The following is a 16,632-nucleotide window of genomic DNA, read 5'->3' as shown; positions in this document are numbered from 1 at the left end:
GGGGGCCGGCGGCCGCGTTTTGTCGCCTGTTTCCCGGAAAAGGGCGCCTCTCCGCAATCGGTCGGCCGACCGGAATTGATCGCGCCCATTCCGCGGGGAGGGGGCGAGGAAGAGTGGCCGCGGTCGTCAATCGGTCTTGGGCACGACCGGCTTGTGGCCGGGGTACACGTGATCGGGCGTCACGATGCCGGTGACCGCCTCACCGAACAGCGTGCTCGGCTCCTGTCCCTTGTACTGGCTGTCGGTGTTGAGGAGGATCACCATCGTCGCGTCGGCCGCCGGCAGGTAGACGGGCAGCACCTCGTACCCGGGGATCGAGCCGTTGTGGCCGATCCAGCCCTGGACGTCGAAGATGCCCAGCCCGTAGCCGGCCCCCGGAATGTCCATCGGCGTGGTCTTCAGGCGCTCGGCCTGGGTCGCCGGCTTCAGCAACGTGCCGACGGCGAGGGTGCGGGCCCAACTGCGCAGGTCCTGGAGGTCGGAGATCATCGCCCCGGCGGCCCAGGCCCAGGAGGGATTCCAGTGCGTCGAGTCCTCGACCTTGCCCGAGGCCGTCTGGTTCGTGTAGCCGTGCGCGTACGGAGCCGGGATGGCCGCGTTCGTGGGGAAGACCGTACTGCGCAGCCCGGCCGGTTTCACCACGTCCCCGGCGATGACCTCGTGCAGCGGCCGGCCGGTGATCTTCTCCACCACCAGACCGAGCAGGATCAGGTTGGTGTTGCTGTAGTCGAACTTCGCCCCCGGCTCGAACAGGACGGGGTGCCGGAAGGAGTAGTCGAGCAACTGCCTCGGCGACATGGGCTGTTGGGGATTCTTCTCGAGCCGCGTGATGAAGTCGCCGTCCATGCTGTAGTTGAACAGCCCGCTGCGCATCCCCGCGAGTTGGCGCAGGGTGATGCGGTCACCGTTCGGAACCCCGGAGATGTAGTCGCCGATGTGGTCGTCCAGGCCGACCTTTCCCTGGTCGACGAGCTGGAGCAGGGCGGTCACGGTGAACGTCTTGGTCTCGCTGCCGATGCGCACGTGGAGGTCGGGCGTCATGGGCGCCCCGGTCGCCTTGTCGGCCACGCCGAAGGACCGGACGTAGCTCCCCTTGCCGGGGGCCCACAGGCCGACCGTCACGCCCGGCACCTGCGCCTCGCGCATGACCTGACGCACGGCCGCGTCGAGTTGCGCCGCGACCGCGGGTGTGATCCGCCGGAACACCGTGTCGGTGTCCGGGGACGGGGTGGAGGTGGGGGCCGGCGTCGGGGTCGGGGCGGCGGATACGGGGGCGGAGCGCCCCGGGACGGGCGCCGCGTGGACGGATCCCGCGACCGCCGGGGCTATGAGGATCCCTGTCGCGGCAGCAGCCGCGCAGGCCCGGCGCAGCCGGATGTGGGTTGGCTTCACCGCATGGTCTCCTGCCGTCCGAGGACCCCGGGCAACACCATCAGCGTAGAGCCGGGCCACCCGGGTCGCGAGGTGAGCCCTGGTGGGCCGTGGTGTGCCGTGAGGGCGAGCCGTGCTCACGAGCCGTGCTCACGAGCCGTGCTCACGAGCCGTGCTCACGAGCCGTGCTCACGAGCTGGGCCGGCGCGCCGTGCACAGCCGGACGGCTCAGGCGGGCGGGAGAGCCCGCAGGCGTCCCTCCGCGACGAGGGCGACGCCGCCTCCGACGCGTACCGAGTGGATGTTCCGGCCGTCCCCGTCGGCGCTGACGGTCATCTCGCCGGTCCGCCCGGTGAAGCGGCCCTGGCGGAGCAGGCCCGCCTCCCCGGCGCCGATCCGGCCGTGGCTGCGCAGGTAGGCGGCCGCGCAGCCCGCACCGCTGCCGGTGGCCACGTCCTCCAGAACCCCGTCGTTGTTCCAGTGCCGCCCCTCCATGGCCGCGCTGTCCAGCAGGTACGCGTACTCGGCGCCCAGGCGGGCCAGGGGCTCGTCCAGCGGCGCGCTGACGCGGGCGCGGGCGAGTGCGTCACCGCGTACGGGGAGCACCAGGTAGCGCAGGCCCGTGGAGACCACCTCCGGCGGCAGGCCGGCATCCAGATCGCCCGGTTCGAGGGCGAACAGGGCGGCCAGTCCGTCCGGGTCCGGGCGGCCGAGGAAGGCGGCGGCGCCCTGGTCGAGGAGGCTCGCGTACCGCCCCGGGCCGCGGCGGTCGGTGGTGACCTCGACCGAACGGGCCGGCAGGTGCAGGGTCCAGGCCGCGTGGTCCGCGGCGCCGTGGAGGGCGTGCAGCACCGCGGCTGCGCCGAGAAGGGGGTGCCCGGCGAAGTCCAGTTCCCCCGCGAGGTCGAAGACCCGCGCCCGCCGGGTGTGCGGCCCGGACATGCCGTCGCCCAGGAGGAAGACCGACTCGAAGTGCCGCAGTTCCCGGGTGATGGCGAGCATCTGGGCGCCGGTCAGCGCATCGGCGTCCGGGAACACCGCGAGGCTGTTGCCGTTGAAGGGGCGGTCGGTGAACACGTCGACATGGTGGTAGCGCATGGCGGCGACGCTACCGGGGCGCCGGCGCGGATCAGTGACCGAAGTGACCGAAGCGACCGGACTGACCGAGGGGCGGTTCGAAGCAACCGCTGTCCTTGAACGGGCCCTTCGGGTGCGACGCCCGGGCCCGCATCCGGACACGTGCGGGTGCCCGTCGGTCGCAGTGGGGGCTCTGCGACCGACGGGCGTACCTACGGCCCGGCCGTTTCCGGCTAGGCGGCGCCCGTCATGCGGGCGAACACCACGACGTTGCTGTCGTAGTAGTGCTTGGCGGGGTCGAAGTTGCCGCCGCACGTGACCAGGCGAAGGCCCGCGTGGTCGAGGTTCTTGTAGACCTCCAGCGTGGGGAACTCGGCCTTCGGGTACTCGGCCACCCGGTCCACCGTGAACGTGACCGTCTTGCCGTCCCGCCGGGTCACCTTGATGGTGTCACCGCCCTTCATCGACTTCAGCTTCTCGAACACGGCGGCGGCTCCGTTCCAGGTGACGTGTCCGGCGATCACGGCCGGTCCCTGGGAGCCAGGGGTCGGCCCCGGCTCGTACCAGCCCGCCAGCGCGGGGTCCTTCGGGGTCTGCATGGTGCCGTCCGCGTTCTGCGCCAGCGTCTCCAGGGAGCTGGACAGGTTGAGGGAGGGGATCGTGATCTTCTGCGGCTCCGACCGGGCCAGGGCGGGCGCGGCCTGGGCGGCACCTGCGCCCGTGCCACCCTTGGATGCGTCCGCGGGGGGCGCGGACTTGCCTCCGGCGGGCGCCTTCGCGGTCGGAGCGCCGGCGGCGGCCGGTGCCCCGGCCGGCTGGGGCTGCCCCGCCGATGTGGGGGGCTTCGCCGCGTCCTGGCCGGAGCACCCCGCCAGGAGGAGCCCGGCGAGGGCGGCGGCGGCCGCCGCCAGGGGAACCGCGGTCCGGCGGCGGGGACGCCGCCCGGCCGACCCGGCAGATGCGGTGAGTACGGGGGTCGGCTTCACGCGCCGCCTCCGGTGATCTCCTTGCGGCCGGGGCCGCCGGCCCGATTCCGCCCGAGGATCACGGCGCCGGCCACCGCGGCGAGAACGGTGATGGCCACGCCGTCGCGCATCGTCACCGACACCGCTGCCTGCTCCGGCGCGGCGCCACCCGTCTCGATGCCGCCGACGGGAACGGATCCCACGGCCGCGCCCTTGACCTCGCCGCAGTTGGTCGGGGCCGTGGCCTCCTGGGGCAGCTTCGGGTCGAGCTCGCTCTTGCCCGCCCCCTCGAAGTCGTACTTCTTGTTGTTGTTGCGGTCGATGCCGTGCTGCACGACGTGCAGGTCCTTGATGTGGTCGACCACGTCCTGGCCGACGGCGATCGTCCGCTTGTAACGGATCGTGCCCTGCTTGTCGGCGACGGGCATGCGCTGCACGTCGAGACCGCTGGTGGCCTTGGTGTCCCCGCCCGTGGTGAGCGAGATGTTGATGTCGCCGTAGTCGTGCGTGGCCTCGGTGTTGCTGAGGACCCCGTCACCGTCGGTGTCGTCGGTCTTGTCCGGGCAGTGGAAGTCGTGCCCCTTCGTCGAACCGTGCAGGTGCTGTGCCGACGGTTGTCCCGGCACCATGCCCTCGGACTCGATCTGCACGGTCAGTTGGTTGCCCTTGAGGGTGAGCATGACCGTGCCCTTGGAGCCTGAATCGTTCAGCTGCGCCAGGTCGATCTGGTACGCCTTTCCGCCCTGGGCGAGAGCTGGTCCGGAAAGGCCGAGCGTCAGGAACACGGCGGCGGGTATGGCGGCGACAACCACGAGGCGACCGGCGCGCTTGACTATCACATTCGCTCCTGTTCCGTGGATCCCCTGGACGGGAATCGCAGTTCGTACGGGATGGAAACGAGCCCCTGAAGCGGCTCTCTTTCCTCCTTCGGTGCCGCAACGCCTGCGGATGGGTGTTCATTTGAAGAAATTCAGGCGACTGCTGCACCATGGGGCCACTGCTGTGTCATTACACGTGCGAGCACGCGGGAGATCTCCGAACGTCGCACGTCAGCGGCCTTCTTCGAGCCGGAGCTCGATGCGGAGTGCGATGAACAGACCTCGCAGCCGAACCCGCAAGGGGAGGTCGGGGAAGACCGCAATCAATTCGATCCGGCCGCACCAACGCACGCACATCCACCGCCTTCGACATCGTTCTGATCGTCGACGGGTGGCATCATCCCCATCGCCGGGTCCGGTTCGGTCCCGACCTTTCTAGTCGTCCCGGAGGTGACCGGGCGAATAGTTGGCCTCCGATGCTAAGAAATGCCGTCGGGGGTGGTTCTGCCGGCCCGGCGTGCCTGCCGGGCGGGCGTGTGGTGGTGGATGGGTGCTGGGGCGCGCTCGCCGAACCCGCCGATCGAGGGGGTGGTTCTGCCTGCCCGGTGGTTGTGGCGGCAGCGCGAAACCGAGCAGTACCGCGCTCGCCCACCGAGCCGGTCGGCGGACCGGGTCGACCCGGAGCGGACTGTTCGCGCGTCGGTGGAAGACCAGGGGGATGCGCTGATCCCGGTTCGCGGCCGAGGCGTAGTGGATATGGGCGATGCCGGTACACGCCGCAGTGCAAGCGGCGGCAATGATCGTAGCCATATCTATCGCAGTCCGCTTTCCCGCGTGCGGGTTTCCTCCCGCGGCCAGGAAACCCGGCCGGGATATTGCACGTCATGCCCCGTGATGTCGTGACTTGACATCCGCGATATCCGGCCTCCCCCTTGCGCATCGGGCGGTCGGTCCGGTGGACATCTGCTCGACATCGGGGCGGCCGTGATCCGTCAAGCCGCGTGTTCTCGTGCCACGCAGTCCCGTGGCAGGTGGGCTCGGAGGGATCCAGGCCTAATGGAATGCGGCTCACCCCGGGCCACGTGGATCGCGGGAGCGCCTTTCCGTGCCCCGTGCGAGAGATAAGGATGTGACCGCGATGTTTCCCGATTCCTCGAACCCTCTGAGCGTCGAGGCGGCTCTGGATCCCGAGCTCACCCGATGGATGTGGCTGGTGAAGTGGCTCCTCGCCATCCCGCACTATTTCGCCCTGATCCTCCTGCAGGCCGCATTCGTGCCGGTGACCGTCATCGCGTTCTTCGGCATCCTCATCACCGGCAGATACCCACGACCGCTCTTCGACTTCAATGTCGGCGTCATCCGCTGGTCCACGCGGGTCAGCTACTACTCCTCCGTCGTGCTCGGCACGGACTCGTACCCGCCGTTCACCCTCAAGGACGTGTCCGACTACCCGATCCGCGTCCATGTCACCTACCCCGAGCGGCTGTCCCGCGGGCTGGTCCTGGTCAAGTGGCTGCTGGTAGTCCCGCAGCTGTTGGTGATCACGCTGATGGTCACCAGCGGCTGGACCGCGTACCGGTACCTGGCCGAATACAGTCCGTTCTCCTCCGGGCTCATCGGTGTGCTCTCTCTCGTCGCCGGGGTGATCCTGATGTGCACCGGGACCTATCCGCGGGGCCTGTTCGACCTGCTCATGGGGCTGCTGCGGTGGATGCTGCGGGTGCTCGTCTACGCGGCCCTCATGACCGACGAGTACCCGCCGTTCCGGCTGGACATGGGAGGGAGCGAGCCCGCGGCCGGCAGGTTGGAGCCTGCCCCCGCCGGGTGAGAAGGGACGGTCTAGGCTTTCGCCGTGACCAGCGCGGAAGTGACCCGGCGACGGGCTATGGGCGCCGGCCTCGGCGCCCTGGCGGGGGTGCTGGCCGGCTGCTCGGGGGATTCCGGTCCGGTACGCCGGCTACGGCTCGCGACGGGACCCGAAGGCGGGCCGTACAACGCTTTCGGGCAGGCCCTGGCGCAGGCCGTCGCCGCGAGCGGCCGCCGGATCGAGATCGTCCCGGTGAGCACCGCGGCCAGCGTGAACAACCTGCGCAAGCTGGACGAGGGCTCCGTCGAGCTGGCACTGGCCATGGCGGACGTGGCCGAGGACGCCGTACTGGGGCGGGAGTCGTTCCCCCGGCCCACCCCCGTGACCGCACTGGCCCGGGTCTACGTGAACTACACGCACCTGGTCGTCCCGGCGGACGGGCCGGTGCGCTCGGTCAAGGACCTCGCAGGGCGCCCGGTCGCGGCGGGCGCGGCCGGCTCCGGGGTGCAGGTGGTGACGGAACGGGTCCTGCGGGCGGCCGGCCTGAGCGGCGCACCCGGACCCGCAGCCGCACCCGCATCGCCCTCCGCACCCGCGCCGCCGGAGGCCGCGGACGAGCGCCCCCTGGGCCTCGCCGCATCGGTGAGCGCCCTGCGCGAGGGCTCGGTCGACGCACTGTTCTGGTCCGGAGGCGTGCCGACAGCGGCGCTGGCCGAACTGGCGGGCGAGCTGCCGCTGCGGTTCCTGCCGCTCGACGACTACGTGGGCCCGCTCCGCGAGCGGTACGCCCCCGTCTACACGGCGGTCACCCTGCCGGCCGGGGTGTACGGGCTGACCGAGCCGGTGGAGACCATCGGGGTCGGCAACTACCTGATGGCGCGGGCGGACGTACCGCAGGACGCGGTGCGCGACCTGCTCCGGGTGGTGTTCGACCGGTGGCGCGACCTGCTGCGGGAGGTGACGGCGGGGGCACGGCTGGAGCCCCGGTTCGCCATCTCCACCGGCGAGGTACCGCTCCACCCCGGCGCGGTCGCGCACTACCGGTCGGTGTACGGCTAGGCGGTCTCTTTCGGATCTTGTCGGCCGAGCCCGCGGCGTCCGGTGCCGTGCATCGCACGGCGGAGGGTCGTCCTTGTACTGGACGTACCGGGGCGGGCCCGACAACGCAGCGAGGTGCGGTGCCGGACGCCGCGGGCCCGGCAAGATCCGAAAGAGACCGCCTAGGCCGTGGCTGAGGGCGGGGGGAGCCGGAGCTCGACCACCAGGCCGTGCGGCTCGTTGCCGCCGACCGTGAGGAGCCCGCCGCTGATCCGGGCGATCTCGTCGGCGATGGCCAGCCCCAGGCCGCTGCCGGGGACGTTCTGGTGCTCCGGGGCGCGGGCGAAACGCCGCAACAGCAGAGCCAGTTGCTCCTCCGGCACGCCCGGGCCGTCGTCCGCGACCCGTACGACGGCGCAGCCGTCCGGCCCGTGCGCGGCGCGCACCTCGACGCGGCGCCCGCGCGGGACGAACTTTACGGCGTTGTCGAGGAGCGCGTCGAGGATCCGGCCCGCCGCATCGGGCAGGGCGCGCGCCCGCAGGTCCTCCGCGAGGCCGGGCGCCACCAGTTCCACCCCCGCGGCGCGGAAGACCGGGGACCAGGCCGTGACCCGGTCCTGTACGGCCTGCGCGACGTCCTGATCGCTCAGCTCCGCCGTGCCCGACTCCACGCGGGCCAGTGCCAGTAGGCCGTCGAGCAGTTCCTCCAGGCGTTCCGCCTCGTCCAGCGCCCGGCTGTGCTCGGTCAGACCGGGCCCGGGTGCGATGTGCGGTTCGACGTTCTCCAGCTGAAGCACCAGGGTGGCCAGCGGGTTGCGAAGCTGGTGGGAGGCATCGGCGACGAAGTCGCGCTGGCGGCCGATGGAGTCGGCCATGGCCTGCGCCATGGTGTTGAAGTGCTGCCGCAGATGGCGCAGTTCCGGCGGACCGGTGTCGGACACGGCCCGGGCCTGCAGGCTGCCGGCGGTCAGCCGCTCGACCGCCCGGTCCAGGTCCAGCACCGGGCGCATCAGCCAACGGGCGATCCCGGCCGCGACCAGGGCCGCCGCCGCGAAGGCGGCGAGCGCCCCGGCGCCGATGAGCGACCAGCGGACCGCCACGTCCCGGCGCGCGGCGTCGGTGGGAACGGCCATCAGGACCGCCCCGCTCACCCGCTCGTCCCGCCCCACCGGTTCGGCGAGCACGACCGTGCGCGGACCCCAGGGGCGAAGGGTGGGCAGCCGGTCGGTGGAGCGGCCGGTGAGGGCGCGGCCACGGGCGTCCGCCCCTTCGGAGGGGCCGCCCGCGGCGGAAGCGTTGTCGGTGGCCGCGTTCGTGGCGGCCTGTGCCGCCGGTCCGGTCCCGGCCCGGGCCACCGTCGCTCCCGCGGTGTCCACCACGACGACCCCGGCACCGTACAGCTGGGCGTACCGGCTGATCTCTGCGGAGAGCTCCGCCCGGTCTGCGGCGGTACGCATCCGGTCGGCGAGATCGGCGAACCGGACGGCCTCCGAGCGCCGTTGCAGGAGCAGGTGCTCGGTGCGCCCGCGCGCGTAGGCATCGGCCAGGGGGACACAGAGCAGCAGGGCCGCCGCCCCCATGAGCACCATCAGAACCACCAGGAGCCGGCGCCTCACCGCGCGCCGCCCCCGCTCCCGCTTGCTTCCGCTCCGTCCGGCGCGGACGGGCAGCCGAGCCGGTAGCCGAACCCGCGGACGGTACGGACCAGGCCGGACCGGCCGGTCTTGGCGCGGATGCCCGCCACGTGGACGTCCAGGGAGCGGGAGGTCGCGAGGAAGGCGTCGCCCCAGATCCGGTCCAGGATCTCCTCGCGGGAATGCACCTCGTCCGGGCGGGCGGCCAGGAAGGCCAGTACGTCGAACTCGCGCCGAGTCAGCCGTACTTCGTCGCCCGCCACCGTGACGGTCCGGCCCGCCAGGTCCACCACGACGTCACCGGTGCGCACGGGCCGGGCGCCGCTCGCGGCGGGGTCCGGCCCGCGGCCGGTGCACGGGTCGGTCCGGCGTCGTACGGAGTCGATGCGAGCCATCAGCTCGGCCATGCGGAACGGCTTGACCACGTAGTCGTCGGCGCCCGCGCGCAGCCCCTGCACGATGTCGCGTTCCTCGCAGCGCGCGGTCACCACGATCAGCGGCGCGGCGCACACGGTACGCAGCCGCCGCAGCAGCTCCAGCCCGTCCAGGTCGGGGAGACCGAGGTCGAGGAGGACGAACTCGGCCTCGCGGACGTGCCGCAGTGCGTCCAGGGCGCGGCCGACGCGGCGGACGGTGTGCCCGCGCTGGGCGAGCGCCGTGCCGAGTGCCTGGGCCATGCGATCGTCGTCCTCGACGAGCAGCGCGTGCATAGACGGTTTCCTTGCGACCTGTGACCGGACCCGCATCACCGGATCCCCGTGACCCGGCGCAGCAGCTTACGGGAGCCGACGCGCCGGGTCACCGGGACGGAGCAGCGGAACGGATCGCCGGGACGGGTCAGCGTGCGGCCGCGGCGGGCGCGCCCGCGGACCGGCCCGGGTCGCCCTTGCCGTCCCCGGCCCTTTCCCCGTCTGCCTCGGCCTCGGCGCGGCTGAGCGCGGCATTGCGGGTGTCCGGCATGAGCACGTAGGTCACGAGGGAGATCAGCGCGCACCCGGAGACGTACCAGAAGAACATGGTCTCGTGCCCACTGTTCTTGAACCAGAGCGCCACGTACTCCGCCGTGCCGCCGAAGAGCGCGTTGGCGATCGCGTACGGCAGTGCCACGCCCAGCGCGCGCACCCGCGTGGGGAACAGTTCGGCCTTGACCGCCGCGTTGATCGAGGTGTAGCCGGTGATGATGACCAGGGCCAGCAGGGACAGGCCGAGCGCGGACCAGTACGACGACGCCGATCCGAGGGCGGTCATGATCGGGTACGTGCCGACGGTGCAGCCCACCGCGAAGGTGATCAGCAGGGGCCGGCGGCCGATCCGGTCGGACAGCATGCCCGCGAAGGGCTGCAGTACGGCGAACAGGGTCAGCGCGGTGAAGCTGACGAGCGTGGCGGTGGTCTTCTCCATGCCCGCGCTGCCGACGAGGTACTTGGTGAGGTACGTGGTGTAGGTGTAGTAGGCGACGGTGCCGCCGAGGGTGAGCGCCATGACCAGTCCCGCCTGCCGGCGGTACTGCCACAGGGCCTTGAGCGTGCCGCGCGTGCTGTCGTCGTGGGGCTCCCCGCCCGTCTCCGCCGACGCCGACTCCTCCTTGAACGCGTCGGTCTCCTGGAGCCGTCGCCGCAGCCAGAAGACGATCACCGCGAACAACGCCCCGAGGACGAAGGGCAGCCGCCAGCCCCAGCTCTCCAACTGGGCGGTGGTCAGGGTGTGCTGGAGCGTGATCAGGATGCCCAGGCCGAGCAGCTGGCCGCAGGTCATCGACACGTACTGGAAGGAGGAGCCCAGGCCGCGCCGGTTGCGGGCGGACGCCTCGGTCAGGTAGGTGGCGCTGGCCGCGTACTCGCCGCCGATGCTCATTCCCTGGAGCAGCCGGGCGAGCAGCAGCACCAGGGCGCCGAAGTAGCCGGCCTGGCCGTAGGTCGGGGCGACGGCGATCAGCAGCGCGGCCACGGACATCATGGTGACGGTGAGGGTGAGGGCGCTCTTGCGTCCGTGCCGGTCGGCGGCGCGGCCCAGGATCCAGCCACCGACGGGGCGCATCAGGAAGCCGACGGCGAAGATCCCCGCCGTGTTCATGAGCTGCGTGGTCGGATTGTCGCCGGGGAAGAAGGAGTCGGCGAAGTAGATCGCGAAGCTGGCGTAGACGAACCAGTCGTACCACTCGACGAGATTGCCGAGCGAGCCGCCGACCAGGGCGAGGCGGCGCTTGCGGCGCTCGTCCCCGGGCGGCTGCGCGGGCGTGACGACGGACGAGGACATGGCGGCTCCAGACGGAAGTCCCTGATGAGAGACGGCAGAACTGCCCCGGCGGTGGGGGAGTGTCCAGAGCATGCGGCGGCCGTCGTACCCGGACAAGGTCCGCCACGCAGATCTAACGTCCCGCTAAGAAAGGCCCTGCGGATGCCCCCGGGGAAGCCTTGGAGAGGGCCGCGCGGGACGCCGTGGTGCCGCCCGATTTCACTACTCGGTCATGTGCACGTCATTCCTGCTCCATGGTTGCCACCCGCACGTGGACCACGGTGGGGTCGGCCCGTCACGGGGCGCCGGACGACCTCGGCCGCCGCGCGGCCGGCCCGACCTCGTACCCCTCAGCAGGAGGCAAGATGCGCGTGATCTCGAGCAGGCGGACCCCGGCCGTGGCCGCGGCGGCCATGGTGGCCCTGGGCGTGATCGCCGTACCGGCGCACGCCCGTGGGGACCAGGACGCCTCACAGCCGCTGCCCCGGGTGTCGGCCTCGGTTGAGACGCCCTCCCTCTTCGACGACGAGGCCGGTGGCAACGCGAACGCCGACGACCCGGCGATCTGGCGCAACGCGAAGGACCCCGACCGCAGCCTGGTGATCGCCACCGCCAAGGAGGGCGGCCTGCGCGTGTACGACCTCGACGGACGCCAGGTGCAGTCCCTGCCCGCGCCTGCGCCGCCGAGGGACGGCGACATGCCGGGACGCTTCAACAACGTGGACCTGATCACCGGACTCCGCTTCCCCGACGGCCGCCACGACGTGGCCGTCGTCTCCGACCGCGGCCGCGACCAGCTGCGCATCTACCGGATCGACCCGAAGCGGCCCATGGCCCCGCTGGTCGACGTCACCGATGAGGCAGCCGCCCCGCGGATCTTCTCCACCGGTCAGGACGAGGTCAACGAGCAGCGGACCGCCTACGGCCTGGCCGCCTACACCGACCGCCGCACCGGCCGCTCCTACGCGGTCACCAGCCGGCGCCACGCCACCGCCCTCGCGCTGGCCGAACTCCTCCCGAACGCCACGGGGAAGGTCGGCTACCGCACCGTCCGCACCACCTCGCTGCCCTCCTCCTTCACCCTGCCGAACGGCAAGAGCTGGGCCCCGTGCGGCGAACCGGGCGAGGACCCCCAGGTCGAGGGCATGGTCGTCGATCCCGACACCGGTGACCTCTACGCCGGCCAGGAGGACATCGGCATCTGGAAGCTCGACGCCGACCTGCGTTCCCCCGCCCGGCTCATCGAGAAGGTCCGCTCCTTCGGCGTGCCCGGCACCTGGAACGCCGAGACCGAGGAGTGCGACGCGGGCGCCGACCCCGGCTTCGGCGGCCGCCACATCTCCGCCGACGTGGAGGGCCTGACCATCTGGCGCGACCCCGCGCAGCCCGGCCGCCGCGGTTACCTGCTCGCCTCCAGCCAGGGCGACGACACCTTCGCCGTCTTCGACCGCGAGCACGGGAACGCGTACGTCCGGGGCTTCCGCATCGGTGACGGCGCGGGACCCGGATCGCCGGACGGCTCGCAGGAGTGCGACGGCGCCGCCGTCACGACCGCGCCGCTGGGCAGGAAGTTCCCGAACGGCCTGCTCGTCGTCCAGGACGGCCACAACACCCCCGCCACCACGGGACCCGACGGGGAGGTCCGTACGGACACCGACTTCAAGTTCGTGGACCTGGGCCGGCTGAAGCGGGCCGCCCGCCTCTGAGCCCGCTCCGCCCCCTCCGGCGGGGACCTGACCTGGGCGGCGCCGCGTTCGCCCAGGTCGGTAGGATCGCCACCGCATACGACGGAAGGCGATCATGGCGGACAGTCCCCTCAGGCCCAGCTCGTTGATCAACACGGTCTACGGGGCGTTCCTGCGACGCCTCGGCGGCTGGATCTCCGTCGCCGACCTGATCACCCTGATGTCCGAGCTGGACGTGGACGGCCCGGCGGCGCGCTCGGCGATCTCCCGGCTCAAGAAGAAGGGCGTCCTCGAACCGGAACGCCGGGGCGCCACCGGATACCGGCTCAGCCCGGCCGTCCGCACCGTCTTCGACGAGGGCGACCGGCGCATCTTCGGCAGCCTCGAACCGGCGCGGCTCGGCGACGGCTGGGCCATGGCCGTCTTCTCCGTACCGGAGTCCGAGCGCTCGTACCGCTACCAGCTGCGCACCCGGCTGACCTGGCTGGGCTTCGGGAACATCGCCCCGGGTGTGTGGCTGGCGCCCGGCCGCCTGCTCGGCGACGCCCGTGACATGCTCGTACGGCTCGGGCTCAGCGAGTACGTGCACCTCTTCGCCGCCGAGTACGCGGCCTTCAGCGACCTGCCCGGGACCGTCAGCTCGTGGTGGGACTTCCCGGCGATCGAGGAGCAGTACGCCGGGTTCACCGAGACCTACGGTCCCGTCGCCGCAGGGCTGACCCGGCAGCCCGGCATCGAAGGCGCCGAGGCCTTCCGCCACTACGTCCCCATGCTCACCCAGTGGCGCCGCCTGCCCTACCTCGACCCCGGCCTGCCCGCCGAGCTGCTCCCCGCGGACTGGAACGCGGTCGCCGCGCGGCAGATCTTCCAGCAGCTGAACGACGTGCTCGCCCCGCCCGGCCTGCGCCACGTACAGCAGGTCACCGGACTGGCCGAGCAGACGCCGGAGTCCTAGGCCGTAGCTAACGCGCCGTCGGGCGGTGCAGGCGCCGCCAATAGCCGGCGAGGTCGTCGACGCCACCGGTGACCGCGTCCAGGCTCATCGTGGTCCGGGAACCGCGTTCGTAGCGTGCCCAGTTCGGCATGGGCCCGTGGTTGGGATCGCCGGTACGGATGAAGGAGATCCACGAGGCGTGCACGGCCCCCGCGAGACCGTCACGGATCCGCGGGTTCAGCCCCGCCAGGAACGGTGCCTGTGACCACTTGTCGAAGTTGTCGAAGACGAACGGCAGCTCCAGGCAGTGCGCCGCCCCCAGCCGGCCGTCGTGCGCGGGCGTAGGCAGGTCGAACTGGTAGGCCCAGACCGGCCGCCCGCGGGCCGCCCGCTTCTCGACCAGGTCGATACCGGGCATGCGGAACAGGTCGTCGCCGATCAGGTCCATGAGTACGTCGACCGGGCGGGAGCCCGGCCGGGCCTGCTCGTACGCGGTATAGGCCTCGGCCGCCCGGGTCCCGAAGGTGTCCCGCGCCCGCGCGAGCACCTGCTCCCGGGTGGCGGCGACGTACGGCTCGTTCAGCGCGAACGCGAAGGCGGCCTCCTCCCTGGTCCATCCGATCAGGAGGTCGATGTCCGCCCCCGGGCCGCTGAGCAGCAGGTCGGCCGGGCTGCGGGTCAGCGTCACCCCGTCGAGCACGGGCAGGAACGGGGTCGACCAGTAGCCCCACTGTCCGGTGCGGCGGAACATCTCGATCGTCGCGGCGATCAACTGCGGCCAGGGCAGCGCCCGTAGCTCCGCCACGTTCCTGACCCCGAGGATGTCGAGGTAGGTGGCGCTGCGCCGGAGCGACTCCGCGCGGTCGGGGATCTGCAGCCCGAGCGGCGGGCTCTGCAGGATGGCGCGCCGGAACAGTGGGCGGCCGGCGGGGCGAGCGCCGGCGAGCGCCGCGACCGACAGCGCTCCGCCGGACTGACCGGCGAGGGTGATGTTGTCCGGGTCGCCGCCGAACGCGGCGATGTTGTCGCGTACCCAGCGCAGTGCGGCGAGTTGGTCGGTGAACCAGAAGTTCCCGTCGGCGCCGTCCTCGCCGAAGTACAGGTATCCCAGCGGCCCGAGACGGTAGTTGAGGGTCACGACGACGAGGTCGCCGTTGCGGGCGAAGGTCTCGCCGGAGTAGTTGGGCAGGGAGCCCGATCCGGAGATGAAGCCGCCTCCGTGGATCCAGACCATCACCGGTCGCCCGGCGCCGTCGGCCCCCGGCGTCCATACGTTGAGCGTGAGGCAGTCCTCGCTGAAGGGGGGCGACCCGTGAGTGCCGAGCACCGCGTCCCCGCCCTCCCGGTAGAGCTGCGGGGCGCTCGGCCCGAAGGCGGTCGCGTCGCGCGTGCCCTGCCATCCGGGGTGCGGCCGGGCGGGGCGCCACCGCAGCGCGCCGACCGGGGGCGCCGCGTAGGGCACGCCCTTGAACACGGCGAGCCCCCCTTCGGTGCTGCCGCGCAGCCGGCCCGCGGGCAGCTCCACGACGGGCGGGGCCCCGCCCGCCGGCGGCGCGGCCTGCGCCGTGCCGGCCGGTCCGCCGGGGATGCCGGAGAGCAGCGCGGCGCCGGTCAGCACCCCGGTGTTCCGGAGGATTCTGCGCCGTGATGGATCGTCGGTCATGGTGCTTCACTCCCTGACTGATCATGGCTTCGCCCACCGAGGTGGTATGGCGTGAATTTGACGAGGGTTAGTGCTACGCCATACGTGAGGCGCGGGTCAAGGGGTGGAGCGACTCTCCGGCGGCTATCTAGTGAAGTCTTGACGGGCGTCGTAATTACGCGATAGACACGTGTCACCACAGGAGAAGCACCCGGCCCGACAGGGCCGTTCGACGACGTACGGAGTCTCCATGGCAGGTCGGTTTCGCCCCCTGGTTCTGATCACCGCAACCACTGGCCTCTTGCTGGCCACGGGATGCGGCGGTGCCAGCCTGGGCACAGGCGATGACAGCAAGCAGACCGGGCCCGTGAAGATCGGGCTCCTCGTTCCGCAGTCCGGGACCTACAAGGCCCTCGGCGACGACATGAAGGCGGGCTTCGAGCTCTACGTCGAACAGCACGGCGGCAGGCTCGGCGGCCGCGAGGTGCAGATCGTGATCGCGGACGAGGGGGAGACGGCCGACTCCGGCAAGGCGGCGGCGGAGAAGCTCGTCAAACAGGACCGGGTCCTGGCGGTCAGCGGAGTGGTGAGCTCGGCCACCGTCAACGGCGTCAAGGACCTGTTCGAGACCAGCCGGATCCCGCTCGTCGGCTCGAACGCCTCACCGACCACCCTGACCGGCACCAAGTACATCTGGCGCACCTCGTACGTCAACGACGAGCCGGGCAAGGCCCTCGGCAAGCACGTCGCCGAGCGGGCCGGAGGCCCGGTCTTCCTCATCGCCGCCGGCTACCAGGCGGGCAAGGACGAGATCGAGGGCTTCAAGTCCACCTTCCTGCCCGCCGGCGGCAAGGTCGCGGGGGAGGAGGTCTACACACCGTTCCCGGGTACCAAGAACTTCCAGCCCTACCTCTCGCAGATCGAGAACTCCGGTGCGAAGGCGGTCTTCTGCTTCTACGCCGGCGGCGCGGCCGTCGATTTCGTGAAGCAGTACCGCGACTTCGGACTGGCCGGCAGGATCCCGCTCTACGCGCCCGGCTTCCTCACCGAGGGCGGCGTGCTCAAGGGGCAGGGCGACGCGGCCGACGGCGTCCTCACCGCCCTCAACTACAGCGCCGACCTGGACAACGCCGCCAACCGGAAGTTCGCGCCCGCCTACCGGGCCGCGCACGGCACGGACCCGACCACCTACGCGATGGCATCGTGGGACGCGGCGCAGGTGCTCGACAAGGCGATCAAGGCGGCCGGCGGCAACGTGACCCCGGAAACGGTCAACGCCGCCATCTCCACGGTCGGGGACATCGACAGCCCGCGGGGCACCTGGCGGTTCAACAGCGGCGGCACGCCGATCCAGCCCTGGTACCTGCGCGAGGTGAAGCTGGGCGCCAACACCCTCGCCGGCGACCTCGGCAGACTGGGCGGCTGA

General features: G+C 71.7%; 13 protein-coding genes. 5 read left to right on the top strand and 8 right to left on the bottom strand.

What is annotated here, in order from left to right; genetic code table 11:
• Window positions 1-126: 126 nt before the first annotated feature.
• The 4 genes from OG373_RS01905 to OG373_RS01890 all read right to left on the bottom strand — a co-directional run bounded on the left by OG373_RS01905 (window position 127) and on the right by OG373_RS01890 (window position 4,252).
• The gene (locus OG373_RS01905; RefSeq protein ID WP_405435355.1) at window positions 127-1,392 is read right to left on the bottom strand and encodes a serine hydrolase domain-containing protein; all 1,266 of its coding nucleotides are present in this window, start codon (window positions 1,390-1,392) and stop codon (window positions 127-129) included.
• 207 nt (window positions 1,393-1,599) lie between these two features.
• A complete protein-coding gene (locus OG373_RS01900; protein WP_405435354.1) occupies window positions 1,600-2,469 on the bottom strand; it encodes a PhzF family phenazine biosynthesis protein in 870 nt (289 codons plus the stop codon).
• A gap of 212 nt (window positions 2,470-2,681) precedes the next feature.
• Entirely contained in the window at window positions 2,682-3,434 is a 753-nt protein-coding gene (locus OG373_RS01895; RefSeq protein ID WP_405435353.1) for a class F sortase, read from the bottom strand.
• On the bottom strand, window positions 3,431-4,252 hold the full coding sequence (locus tag OG373_RS01890; RefSeq protein WP_397730210.1) for a hypothetical protein: 822 nt from the start codon (window positions 4,250-4,252) through the stop codon (window positions 3,431-3,433). The genes OG373_RS01895 and OG373_RS01890 overlap by 4 nt, the downstream gene beginning before the upstream one ends.
• 1,117 nt (window positions 4,253-5,369) lie before the next feature.
• Between OG373_RS01890 and OG373_RS01885 the strand changes: the two genes are divergently transcribed.
• Window positions 5,370-6,059 (top strand): DUF4389 domain-containing protein, encoded by a 690-nt coding sequence (locus tag OG373_RS01885; RefSeq protein ID WP_405435352.1) that lies wholly within the window; start codon window positions 5,370-5,372, stop codon window positions 6,057-6,059.
• Between the two features lie 24 nt (window positions 6,060-6,083).
• The gene (locus tag OG373_RS01880) at window positions 6,084-7,097 is read left to right on the top strand and encodes a TAXI family TRAP transporter solute-binding subunit (protein WP_405435351.1); all 1,014 of its coding nucleotides are present in this window, start codon (window positions 6,084-6,086) and stop codon (window positions 7,095-7,097) included.
• A 161-nt stretch (window positions 7,098-7,258) separates the two neighbouring features.
• On the opposite strand, the gene OG373_RS01875 is transcribed toward OG373_RS01880, so the two are convergent.
• From OG373_RS01875 to OG373_RS01865, 3 genes are all read right to left on the bottom strand, one after another.
• A complete protein-coding gene (locus OG373_RS01875; RefSeq protein WP_405435350.1) occupies window positions 7,259-8,665 on the bottom strand; it encodes an ATP-binding protein in 1,407 nt (468 codons plus the stop codon).
• A gap of 23 nt (window positions 8,666-8,688) precedes the next feature.
• Window positions 8,689-9,420, bottom strand: a complete 732-nt coding sequence (locus OG373_RS01870) for a response regulator transcription factor (RefSeq protein ID WP_405435349.1) — start codon at window positions 9,418-9,420, stop codon at window positions 8,689-8,691.
• Between the two features lie 127 nt (window positions 9,421-9,547).
• Window positions 9,548-10,966 carry an MFS transporter gene (locus OG373_RS01865; protein ID WP_405435348.1) on the bottom strand — a complete coding sequence of 473 codons (1,419 nt, stop codon included), beginning with the start codon at window positions 10,964-10,966 and terminating at the stop codon, window positions 9,548-9,550.
• Between the two features lie 344 nt (window positions 10,967-11,310).
• On the opposite strand from OG373_RS01865, the gene OG373_RS01860 reads away from it, so the two are divergent.
• Both OG373_RS01860 and OG373_RS01855 read left to right on the top strand, forming a co-directional pair.
• On the top strand, window positions 11,311-12,651 hold the full coding sequence (locus OG373_RS01860) for a phytase (RefSeq protein WP_405435347.1): 1,341 nt from the start codon (window positions 11,311-11,313) through the stop codon (window positions 12,649-12,651).
• A 94-nt stretch (window positions 12,652-12,745) separates the two neighbouring features.
• Complete coding sequence (locus tag OG373_RS01855; RefSeq protein WP_405435346.1) at window positions 12,746-13,585, top strand: PaaX family transcriptional regulator C-terminal domain-containing protein; 840 nt, start codon at window positions 12,746-12,748, stop codon at window positions 13,583-13,585.
• A 7-nt stretch (window positions 13,586-13,592) separates the two neighbouring features.
• Here OG373_RS01855 and OG373_RS01850 read toward each other — a convergent pair whose 3' ends face one another.
• Complete coding sequence (locus OG373_RS01850) at window positions 13,593-15,227, bottom strand: carboxylesterase/lipase family protein (protein ID WP_405435345.1); 1,635 nt, start codon at window positions 15,225-15,227, stop codon at window positions 13,593-13,595.
• Window positions 15,228-15,573: 346 nt separating this feature from the next.
• Here OG373_RS01850 and OG373_RS01845 point away from each other — a divergent pair, with 346 nt between their 5' ends.
• A complete protein-coding gene (locus OG373_RS01845) occupies window positions 15,574-16,632 on the top strand; it encodes an ABC transporter substrate-binding protein (protein WP_405435344.1) in 1,059 nt (352 codons plus the stop codon).

This window comes from Streptomyces avidinii (assembly GCF_045161815.1).
Classification (GTDB): domain Bacteria; phylum Actinomycetota; class Actinomycetes; order Streptomycetales; family Streptomycetaceae; genus Streptomyces; species Streptomyces avidinii.
Note: the sequence above shows the minus strand (reverse complement) of the source record. Positions and strands in the feature narration are given on the sequence as shown.